At 41.6% G+C, this 10,993-nt stretch carries 7 protein-coding genes; all 7 read right to left on the bottom strand.

Features of this window, described 5'->3' with window-relative positions; genetic code table 11:
* Nucleotides 1-88: 88 nt before the first annotated feature.
* Complete coding sequence (locus tag ACIFPW_RS21205; RefSeq protein ID WP_430247051.1) at nt 89-5,602, bottom strand: alpha amylase N-terminal ig-like domain-containing protein; 5,514 nt, start codon at nt 5,600-5,602, stop codon at nt 89-91.
* A 178-nt stretch (nt 5,603-5,780) separates the two neighbouring features.
* Entirely contained in the window at nt 5,781-6,167 is a 387-nt protein-coding gene (gene gloA2 / locus ACIFPW_RS21210; RefSeq protein WP_430247052.1) for an SMU1112c/YaeR family gloxylase I-like metalloprotein, read from the bottom strand.
* A 71-nt stretch (nt 6,168-6,238) separates the two neighbouring features.
* On the bottom strand, nt 6,239-7,006 hold the full coding sequence (locus ACIFPW_RS21215) for an SDR family oxidoreductase (protein WP_430247053.1): 768 nt from the start codon (nt 7,004-7,006) through the stop codon (nt 6,239-6,241).
* Nucleotides 7,007-7,154: 148 nt separating this feature from the next.
* Complete coding sequence (locus ACIFPW_RS21220) at nt 7,155-7,916, bottom strand: SDR family oxidoreductase (RefSeq protein ID WP_430247054.1); 762 nt, start codon at nt 7,914-7,916, stop codon at nt 7,155-7,157.
* A 43-nt stretch (nt 7,917-7,959) separates the two neighbouring features.
* Nucleotides 7,960-9,240, bottom strand: coding sequence for a TRAP transporter large permease (locus ACIFPW_RS21225; protein ID WP_430247055.1), 1,281 nt, complete (start codon nt 9,238-9,240; stop codon nt 7,960-7,962).
* Complete coding sequence (locus tag ACIFPW_RS21230; protein WP_430247056.1) at nt 9,237-9,707, bottom strand: TRAP transporter small permease; 471 nt, start codon at nt 9,705-9,707, stop codon at nt 9,237-9,239. Before ACIFPW_RS21230 ends, ACIFPW_RS21225 begins: the two co-directional genes overlap by 4 nt.
* Nucleotides 9,708-9,774: 67 nt before the next feature.
* Nucleotides 9,775-10,797 carry a TRAP transporter substrate-binding protein gene (locus ACIFPW_RS21235; RefSeq protein ID WP_430247057.1) on the bottom strand — a complete coding sequence of 341 codons (1,023 nt, stop codon included), beginning with the start codon at nt 10,795-10,797 and terminating at the stop codon, nt 9,775-9,777.
* Nucleotides 10,798-10,993: the final 196 nt, after the last annotated feature.

A 10,993-nucleotide genomic window follows, 5' to 3' on the forward strand; every position in this document is an offset into this window, starting at 1 on the left:
CGAAAAAAGTGTCCACCTGTGGCGGACACTTTTTGGTGTTTTGTCTTTTGATGGGGTCAGGCGCGAGCCTGACCCCATTAAGCATTGCCTACTTCAATCCCTCCACCACATCATCATTAACCGCATTGACTCCACCTAAAATGGTGTACGTATCTGCTTGTAGTTCTTCAATGGCTTCAGCTGTTTCAGACGGCAATTCATCTGGCTTTACTAGAAGCATCGCTGCACCTTGTTTGGCAGCTAGAACAGAACCTGTTAACGCATCAGCAAAGTCCATGCCTGTTGCGATGAACACTTGCTGAGATGGGTTAAGTTCAGTTGCAATTGACGCCGCTGTACCAAAGCGGTTTTCTCCAGCATAGCGCTTCGCATCCGGTAGCTTGCTGAACGCTTTTTCACTAACCACCGCTTCACCACCAGCGACGATCGCCTGGTCGACACTGCGAAGGGCTACTTCCGTTGCTTTTGGCACAACGTCCTGCTTTGTAAACAGAATTGGATAACCATTTTCTGCTGCGTAAGATGCGGCAGAAAGAGCATCAGGGAAGTTCATTCCACTTGCTACGACAGCTTTATCAGGATTGCCACCAAGACTCGCCTGGATATTAGCAGCTGTTTCGAAACGATCATCTCCATAGATTCGTTTCACTTTCAAATCGAGTCCTTCTAACTGATATGCGATAAATTTCGGTACGGCTGATGTCCCGCCAAGAATAATCGCTTTCTTCGCACCAAGGCGCTTAATTTCGTTTATGACCGATTTCTCAAGCCCCTTTTCACGCGTTAAAAGAATAGGTGCATCTAATTTATACGCGAGTGGTGCCCCTGCTAGCGCATCTGCAAAGTTATCTCCTCGTGCAATAACAACAGTATCCGCTTCGTCCCAGCCTTCTTTTGAGATCTCAACAGCTGTATCATAGCGATTATCTCCAAATATCCTCACTGGTTCCTTCGATTCCGCTTCACCAGCATCAGATGTTACTTTCCACGTATATTTCTTCGTATTCTTTCCAATCGCTCCACCATCGTTATTGAAAATTTTAGATTTATTTTCTTCAGATGGTTCAATTGTAATTGGTATTTCATTTTCACCATTTACTAGCTTTACTTCATGTGTGAACGTCATATCTTCATTCACTTTTACTTTCTCACCATTAATTGTTAGGTTTCCTTCTTTGATCGCATTTCCTTTAAAAGTTACCGTATCGCCTTCCACAACGGCACCATTTTCAGGAGAGTTTACGACAACGGGCATATCGATCCAACGGAAAATTTCATCTTGTACAACCATTTTATTACTGCCCTGGTTAGTTACCGTCACTTTAAGATCTGTACCTTCTGCTCCGTAACCATAGAAGCTGACGTCATCATCAAACTTATCATTACGCGTATGGTCGGCAAGTCCTTCCTGATCCCATGACTCCCCTTTTGCATATTTGTACGTTAAGACCGTTCCTTCTGGGAAAGATTTTTGTAGTTCCCAATCCGGTGATACCGCTCCATTACGAGACATTTCCCATGCACTTGTACTCCACCCATTTTGATCACCAGGCATCGTTACTTTTGCGCTAAGCGGTGTATCGTCAGGCGCATGCACTTTAAATGTTACGTCTACCATCACAATATCCGGAGTTACCGTTACTTTATTAGAAGCGGTTTGATTTCCAGCTTTGTCATACGCTACGATGCGATAGGTGTACGCTTTGCCGTTCTCAACAGCGAAGTCGGTGTACGTCACTGCTTCTGCATTATCTAGAAGTTCAACCGTTTGACTATCCCGCTCAACCGCTAATAAGTAAGGGTTGTCTGCTCCTTCAAGTGCCCAGTTTAATGTTACCTGTCCAGATTCCTTTAACGGCTCTTCAAGCTTCACAGCATCTGCAGGGGCCTTCGTATCATCCTGATTTTGAGAGAACGTGACTTCTTCTGTATTCGTTGTTTTCCACGTAGCTCCACGGTCAGTTGAAAAAGCAAGTCGGTAAGCGTATGTTCCTTTCTCAATTGGGCGGAATTCCGCTTTAAATCCATTAGCCTCTTCTTCCTGTCCTGTGTAAGTCGCTTTAGACTCTTGCCACTCACCGTCACGCTTTACTTGAAGTTTTCCAATTAATCCTTCTGCAAGACCTGATTCCGTTGCGCCAACTATTTTCACACTAGCTTCGATTGCGAAAGTGTTTGATAGATCCAGCACTTGATCATCAATGACTGAAACTGAAGAAATTTCGTACTTTCCTTCTTTCCACTCGATGTGCGGAATCGTTGGTTCCTTCGTTTCCACTTTTACCGATTCATTGCCATCCTCATCGATCGCCGTTACGGCAAAAAAGTAAGATTGGCCATTAGTTAATCCTTCAACGGTAAGTTCCTTGTCTTCCGTTACACTCACTTCTTCATACATCGCCCCTTGTAGCGTTGAGCGATACACTTTGTATTTCGCTGCATCTCCTGTCCAAGAAAGGGTTGCGCTTCCTTCTCCGGCAGAAACTTTCAAATTGCTAGCCGCTTTTGGTCGCTCAAAATTCTGACCTTCGTCAGCTATTAGCATGCGGCCAGTCATCGCAGGAATCGTTACCGAAACCTTGCCACCCTTCACCGTTACGCTGTCATCTTTCGCGAGTCCATCTGTAAATGATATGTTGTTTTTCACAACTTCCTTCACATTTAGCTCGATCGTTTGCGAATTAGTACCGCGGTTCACTGCAATGATTGCTGCACCGTCATCATTCGTACGAGCAAAAGCATAGACATCCCCGTCTGCATGCAGGGTTGTGAGCTTCCCGTATGCAAGAAGATCTGCATTTTCAGTACGAACAGCTCCTGCAGCTTGATAGTGCTTTACTAACTCTGCATTTTCATCTCCCCACGGATACGTGCGACGATCATCAGGGTCTTTAGAACCTGTTACACCTGCTTCATCACCGGAATAAATCGTTGGGGCACCTGGGTAACCCATTTGCAGAACCGCAGCTAGCTTTAAGCGCTGCACGCCAAGCTCGTGATCGTAATTCGGATCAAACTCAGCTCGTTCATACGTGTCAGTTCCGCCACCAAGTACATAGATTGCACGCGGCGTATCATGAGACCCCATTAAATTCATGAGCGCATGAAACGCCTCATCAGGGTAATCCTCCTGTACTGCCATCAACTTCTCATCTGTACTTGCTGCATTCCCATTTTTCAAGAAATCAAGAATAGCACCTTCGAAACGATAGTTCATCACGGAATCATATTGATCCCCAAGGAAGTATTTTGATGCGTCATCCCAGATCTCACCTAGAATCAGCGGCTCTTCCCCATCCTTCAGCGTTGCTCCAGCACCGGCCATTTCTTCAGATTTCAATTCATCACGGAACTCACGCCAGAATTCCATATCGACTTCATTTGCGACATCAAGGCGCCATCCGGAAGCCCCATTTGTTAACCATGATTTCGATGCAGAATCTTTGTCATACATAATGTAATCAGAGAATTTCTCATTGTTTAACTCACTATCATAATCAACTGCGTCTCCTTCAACGCTTTTGATTTCAGGAAGAGAATCATATCCCCACCACGCCTGATAGTCGTAGCGTTCCTTCCCATTCTCATCCTTCACTTTTTCATTTTTGATATTAAACCAGTTATGAAAGCCATATTCGTCATTAAACGTTTGGCCTTCTTTTTCAAGCTGTTTTCGTGCTTCTACTTTCGCATCTTTTTCACTCATGCCCTCGTTATTCATTAGGTCATAAATACGAGACCAATATTCATAAGCCCCAACGACATCGTACTTACCATAGCGATCAAAGTAGATGGAGTCATCCCCAACATGATTAAATACGCCATCCATAATCAGGTGCATGTCACGTTTTTCAAGTTCATCGGTAAATGCTTTAAATTCCTCAGGTGTTCCAAACATTGGATCAATCGTTTTCCAATCCGCTGCATCATATTTATGATTTGATGCTGCCTTCGCAATTGGATTTAAATAAAGGGTATTTACACCAAGGGATTGAATATAATCAAGCTTCTTTTGAATGCCTTCGATATCCCCACCAAAGAAATCGTTACTCCATATCTTATCTCCATCATAATCTGCACTGTCCGAAAGCCTTGGATTATCGGGAAGCTCTCCCCACTCCTGGTGCTCAATTGGTTCATGACCACGTGCGGTTTCCTTTGCATCATCGTTTTCTTCATTTCCATTATTAAATCGATCAGGGAAAATTTGATACACAACAGCTTCTTTCATCCAGTCTGGCGTTTCGTATCCTGGATCGAAGACCGTTAATTGATAAAGTTCAGCATTCGTATCAACTGCTTTTCCAGCCGCTCCTTGCTTCGTATCTTCTCCATACTCCGCTTTTGCTGAACCATCACGTACGATAAATTTATAGCCGTAAAGTCCTTTTTCTTCAGGCGTTACTTTCGCTTCCCAAAAATCTTTCCCATCATTTGTGGCTGCCTTCTCCATTGAGATCAGCTTGCTTGTACCCGTATTTTGATTCTTGATGTAGAGGTCGGCTTTCGCTACATCATCTTTCTTTGCTGCTAGACGTAGCGTCACCGTCTTTCCTTCTTTCACAGCACCAAACGGAGCACGATAAGCTTCTTCCCATGAGTTATGTAGAAGACTTGCCTTATTTACTGCACCATCTGACCCTTCAGCACTATAATCTGTGCTTACTTCTTTTGAATCGGCATTGAAAAAGAACGTGACGTCTGCCTTTTCAATGACGTTCAACTTTGCATTCTCTGCTGGATAATCGTCTCCCCATTTATCGCCAAGCACCACTTTATACTCATAATTCCCTTTTGGTACGCTTGTCGTAAAGGAATAGACATTATCAAATTGATCATCAGTCAGAAGCGCTGTTGACTGATCAGGGCTCCACTCTGCCCCTGCATCAATGGCAGGCTGGATCGAGCCAACAAGTCTAGGTGATTTTTCTTTTAGCGGTGTGTAAGTAGTTGAATCTGCAATCGCATGTGTTCCATCATGATAATAAAACGTTACTTTTGTTTTCTCATCCAGTGTTAATTTAAGATTGTTTCCACCATCACCATAGCTCTCTCCCCAAGATTGATTGATCGCTATTTTATATTCATAACTCCCTGCTGGAAGTTCACCAGAGAATTCATAAAACCCTCCTCCCATGGCTTCCATCTTTGTTTCCTCAGCTGTTGGATCCCATTCCTTTGAAGCACCGAGCTCGTCCTGCAAATCGCCAACAAGGGTGACAATTCGTTCGTCTTTCACCTCGCCAATCGTAAAGGTACTATTATCGCTACCATTTGGATTTAAAGGATCTTTCATCCATTCATCTCCCACGATAAATTTGTACTGATGAAGTCCATCGGATAGATCATCTATCGTTAACTCCCAGACGTCATCTACTTTCTCGAGTGGAAGTGCCCCTTCCTGCCAATTTGTAAAATCACCTGCAACAAGAATCGATTCTTCGCTCCCATCTCCTTCATAAATAAACGTAGCTGATGATCCGTCTATGACAGGACTAACTGCTGCCGCTTTCACTGCTCCAGGAATAGCTCCAGCAAGCAATTGAATCAACAGAACGACGACGAGTGACAGTGAAAATCTCCTTCGATTACCCCTTTTCATCCTTTTCCCCCTTGAAAATACGATTAGTGAAACCGTTTGCACAAAACCGTAAATTTTAGGAAACCGTTTGCAGTTATAAATAAAAAATAAGCTAACTGTTCCAAATCCAAGCAAACGCTTTCACGATCTATTTTGCCACAGGATTTGGAAGTAATCAACTTATTTTTAGAAAATTTCATTATTTTTCGTACAGCTCGATCGGTAGACCATCCGGATCATTGAAAAAAGTGAACCGCTTCATTGTGAGCTCATCCACTCTTACATCTTCAATAGAAGATACTCCTCTTTCTGTTAGATGATTAACGGCCTTATCAAGGTCTAATACTTCAAAAGCGATATGTCTTAGTCCCTTTGCTTCAGGATAGCTTGGTCTTTCTGGCGCATTCGGGAATGAAAATAATTCAATTCTTGTATGATCTCCGACGGCAAGATCAAGTTTGTATGAATTTCGTTCTTCTCTGTAAGTTTCCTCGATAACCTTAAGACCGAGTGTATCTACATAGAACTTCTTTGATTTTTCGTAATCTCCGCAAATAATTGCAACATGGTGCACTTTAGTAAACATCTGCTTCACCTCACTTTAAACGATAAGCTGACAAATGAGCGTCGTCAATAAGAAACCCGAGCAGCTAGTCATTATAGCAGCGATTCCGCCCCATCTACATACATCTCTGTCCCTGTTACATGACTGGATGCATCAGAAGCTAGAAAGTAAACGACGTCTGCCACCTGTTGTGGCGAACCTGGTTTTTGCTCAAGCGGATGACTTCCTTCAGGATATTCTACTGGAATTTCAATTTCTTCTACACTATCTTTTTTGTCTGTGTTTTGATCAATGTTCGTCTCGATTGCCCCAGGGCAAATGGCGTTTACGCGGATGTGATACTGTGCTAGTTCAAGAGCAGCCATTTTCATAAAGGCTACCTGTCCTGCTTTTGAAGTACTATAAGCAGACATGCCAAAGTTCGAAAAAGTCCGATTGCCATTTATGGAACTAGTAATAATGATACTCCCTCCATCTTCTTTCATATAAGGGATTGTATGTTTCACCATTAGAAAAGTACTTCTTAAATTTGTTTCAATCGTCTGATCCCACTCATCAACCTTCATTTCTTCAATCGGATTCAGTGTGCCATTAATTCCTGCATTGTTAAACAGAATATCAATGCGTCCCCATTTGTTAACAACTTGCTTCAAACCATATGTAACTCGTTCTTCATCGGCCACATCCACATCAAGGACAAACGCCTCTCCCCCGTTTTTTACGATCGACTCCTTCACTTGTTCTGCTCGACTTTCCTTCAAATCAAATAAGCAAACTCGAACGCCTTCTTTTGCAAAGCGTTTAGCTGCGGCTTCTCCAATTCCAGATCCACCACCTGTTATAACGGCTACCTTCTTCATATTTAGCACTCTCCTTTTTTTCTGACTATTCCCGCAATCCAACTTTTTAAGACCAATATTTATCAAGAAACGAAGATTGTTTGATCGAACAAAAAGTGTTCCGTTTATCCACTATCGATAAACGGAACACTTTTCTGCCTCTCTCATTCTATCTACCTAACCATCCTCCATCTACTGCCAATAGATGTCCATGTACATAATCAGACGCCGCGGAAGTTAAATACAAAATTGTCCCTTTAAAGTCTTCTGGATCGCCCCATCTCTCGGCTGGAATACGATCTAATATTTGGGAGTTTCGGGTAGCATCTTCTAATATTGCCGTATTCATATCCGTTGCAATATAACCTGGGACTATCGCATTCACATTCACGTTATGTTTTGCCCACTCGTTTGAGAGCGCCTTCGTTAACTGAGCCACCCCACCTTTAGCGGCCGCATAAGCTGGTACGGTAACCCCCCCTTGAAATGAAAGTAAAGAAGCCAGGTTCACAATTTTCCCATGTCCTTCAGGCACCATGTATCGACCAGCTTCCTGGCACAGAAGCCATACGGCTTTTAGATTAATATTAATCACATCGTCCCAGTCTGATTCTAAAAAGTCTACAGAAGGTGACCTTCTTTGAATTCCAGCATTATTGATCAAAATATCGATTCTACCGAAATGATTGATGACATTTGGAATTGCTTTCTTCACCTGATCTTGATCATCCAAATCGCAGGGAATAATCACACACTTTCTTCCTAGAGTTTCTATTTCATTCTTTATGTCTAATTGCTCTGGGTTTCTTTGAAGGAGAGCAATGTCTGCTCCCGCTTCCGCTAATGCTACTACCATTGATTTGCCTATCCCTCTTGTAGCTCCTGTAATAGCAGCTACCTTACCTTTTAGATTAAACAACTGTAAGCTCATTTCCATTCTCCTTTTTAGTTGACTATTCGATTTCTATTAACCACTACTCTATTAAGTTAGGTATAAAGGTAACAATTGTCGGGAAAAAGACAATAAGTAATAGCGCGACACATAGAACTCCTACAAAGGGAACTGCACTCTTCATAGCGTGGTCCAGTTTTACACCTGAAGATGAACATGCGACGAATAAACATACTCCTACTGGTGGAGTTAGCGTGCCAATCGCAATATTAATAACAATCATCACACCAAAAACAACAGGATCCATACCAGCGCTCATAGCGATCGGTAACATAATAGGGACAAACATAATCAATAAAGCAAGTCCCTCAATAAACATCCCACCGACTATGAAAATGACATTGATAACTAAAATAATAAAAATAGGGTTATCTGATATACTCAAAATAAGATTGCTTAAAATCTGCGGGAAATTATGACTTATGAGAATCCAACTGAACAAAGATGAAGCTGCAATGATAAGCAACACATTTCCAGAACTGATAATTGCTTCAACAAAAATCCCAGTCATATCTTTAAATTTTATGCTTTTATAGACGGCCAAACCCAGAATTAGCGTATAGACTACTGCGATAACACTAGACTCAGTAGGTGTGAAAATCCCGGTTAATATTCCTCCCACAATGATAATTGGTGCCATTAGAGGTAAGATTGCTTTTCTAAAACTCTTTATAAAATAAGAAATAGAAAATCTTTTCTTTTCAGAAGATCCATAGTTTTTTATCGAACAAATAAATCCGGACACTACCATAAGCAAAATACCAATTAGTAACCCTGGGATGATCCCGCCTAGAAAAAGTTTTCCAACTGAAATACTGGCTATTCCACCTAAGACAACCATTGGTATACTCGGGGGAATGATAATCCCGATCGAACCAGATGCCGCTTGTAGAGCAGCAGCAAACCTTGCAGGAAAGCCCATTTTCACCATACTTGGCGTCATAACACTGCTTAAAGCAGCCGTGTCAGCAGGTGCTGAGCCAGATATTCCACCCATCAGCATACCCGAGGAAACACTTACATAACTCATCCCACCTCTCGTCCATCCAATGATCGAGTCAGCAAAGTTTACAAGCTTTTGCGTTAATCCACTTTTATCCATAATGACACCTGTCAGCATAAAGAAAGGAATGGCTAATAACGTAAAACTATCCATTGAAATAAACATCTTTTGTGGAACGACCAATAACGGAATTGAACCTTCATACAATATTGTAAAAATGGATGCTACACCTAAAGAAATACCTACTGGAACACCGAAAATAAGGAGTAGAAAAAACGAAATAAATAAAAGCGCTATCATAAATTCTCCTTCCCTCTAACGTTTATGAGAATAATAAAGATAATCGCCAAAATGCCTGATAGGGGAATAATTGAATAAATATAACCGATTCCAATAGGCAATACCGAAGCAGTTCCTGAAAAGTTTTCAATCACAAACATAGTCCCTTGCCAGGTTAGCACACAGAAGAACGCCCCTGTGATGATGTGAATAACCACGTTCACTCCCTTAAAATACTTCTCAATCTTTTCAACAACAAATGTTATCGCGATATGTCTTTGTTTATAGATCCCCATCGTTATGCCTAAGAACATTAACCACACAAATATAAATCTTTCGAGCTCTTCCGCCCACACCATTCCGCTTGAAAAAACATATCGGAGAACGACCTGCATAAACACCAAAGTCACAAGGACTAACATTAAAATTAAAATAACTTTCCCCATAATGCTTTCTATTCGATTACCTACTGCGGCACTTTTATTCAAGCTTCTCCCCCCTGACTGTAATAATGAAATAACAGATGGGGCGCTTATGAATTCGCCCCTAGATTTGTTATTTTGTATCAATTATCTTTTGAATTAAATCTTCTCCAAATTCCTCACCGTACTCTTCGTATACAGACTGTACGGATTTCCTCCATGCATCTTTATCGGGGTCCTTCTCAATTTGTAACTCTCCAGTATCTTCAAGAAACTTGATCTCTTCCTTTTCCTTATCACGGATCAATTTTCTTTCATAATCTCCCGCTTCCTTGGCAGCCTCCAATAAAGATTCTTGAATATCGGCAGGGAGCTTATCGAATTTCTTAGGGTTCATAATGAGCAACATTGACGTATACGTGTGGCCATCAAGGACCATATAATCCTGTACTTCATACATCTTAGAACTTTTAATTGCAAATACTGGTCCTTCTTGTCCATCCACTACACCATGTTGGGAAGCCATGTATAATTCAGAAAATGGCATCGGCACAGGATTTGCCCCCAAAGCTTCTGTCGTTGAAATCAATACTGGCCATTCTGGCGTTCTAATCTTTAATCCTTTAAGGTCTTCAGGAGATTCAATAGGTCTAGCACTATTCAAAAAGTGTCTGAACCCCGATTCCCAATAACTCATGACTTTGAAGCCACCCTTTTCTTCAGCCTCTTCCGCAAGTAATTGTCCAACTTCTCCTTGCAAAACCTTATCTACGTGCTCTGCGTCTCTAAAAAGAAAGGGAAGATCGAATATAGAATATCGCGGATAATATTTTGTAACGCTACCTGAAGCAACTAGAGAAATATCCACTGTCCCCATCTTAGTGCCCTCTGCCAGCTCACCCTCATCTCCTAGCTGACTATCATGGTATACTTCTATCTCCACTTGACTATCTGTCTTTTCTGCAACTAATTCTGCAAATTTCTCAGCACCAGCATGAAATTGGGAGCTAGTAGGTTGATTGTGTCCTAACTTAAGCGTAATAGTTTCTCCATCCCCAGCTGATGTGCTGCTTTCACTCGCACCGCACCCCGTTAGACTGATCGTAAGAACGACTGTTAACAAGAAAATTGAAATACCCTTAAACTTTCTCCCCATCTTTTTCCCTCCAGGTAAATAGAATTGTATAAAACAGCAATGGTCAATTACTGTAGCTACCAAATTTCAAAAACCTTTCACTATGTAGATTAACCCTTATTGCGCAAACCTGTTAGCGCTTACAAAGTGTAGAAAATTTAATCATTGTTATACCCTTTACTTATGCAATAATAAAAGCCATTAATTATTATATATA

This window comes from Pseudalkalibacillus sp. NRS-1564, assembly GCF_050467905.1.
GTDB lineage: Bacteria > Bacillota > Bacilli > Bacillales > Guptibacillaceae > Guptibacillus > Guptibacillus hwajinpoensis_B.

What these genes read in the sequence shown, in the direction of transcription:
- ACIFPW_RS21205 (WP_430247051.1), bottom strand. Translation starts at nt 5,602, where the DNA reads ATGAAAAGGGGTAATCGAAGGAGATTTTCACTGTCACTCGTCGTCGTT.
- gloA2 (WP_430247052.1), bottom strand. Translation starts at nt 6,167, where the DNA reads ATGTTTACTAAAGTGCACCATGTTGCAATTATTTGCGGAGATTACGAA.
- ACIFPW_RS21215 (WP_430247053.1), bottom strand. Translation starts at nt 7,006, where the DNA reads ATGAAGAAGGTAGCCGTTATAACAGGTGGTGGATCTGGAATTGGAGAA.
- ACIFPW_RS21220 (WP_430247054.1), bottom strand. Translation starts at nt 7,916, where the DNA reads ATGAGCTTACAGTTGTTTAATCTAAAAGGTAAGGTAGCTGCTATTACA.
- ACIFPW_RS21225 (WP_430247055.1), bottom strand. Translation starts at nt 9,240, where the DNA reads ATGATAGCGCTTTTATTTATTTCGTTTTTTCTACTCCTTATTTTCGGT.
- ACIFPW_RS21235 (WP_430247057.1), bottom strand. Translation starts at nt 10,797, where the DNA reads ATGGGGAGAAAGTTTAAGGGTATTTCAATTTTCTTGTTAACAGTCGTT.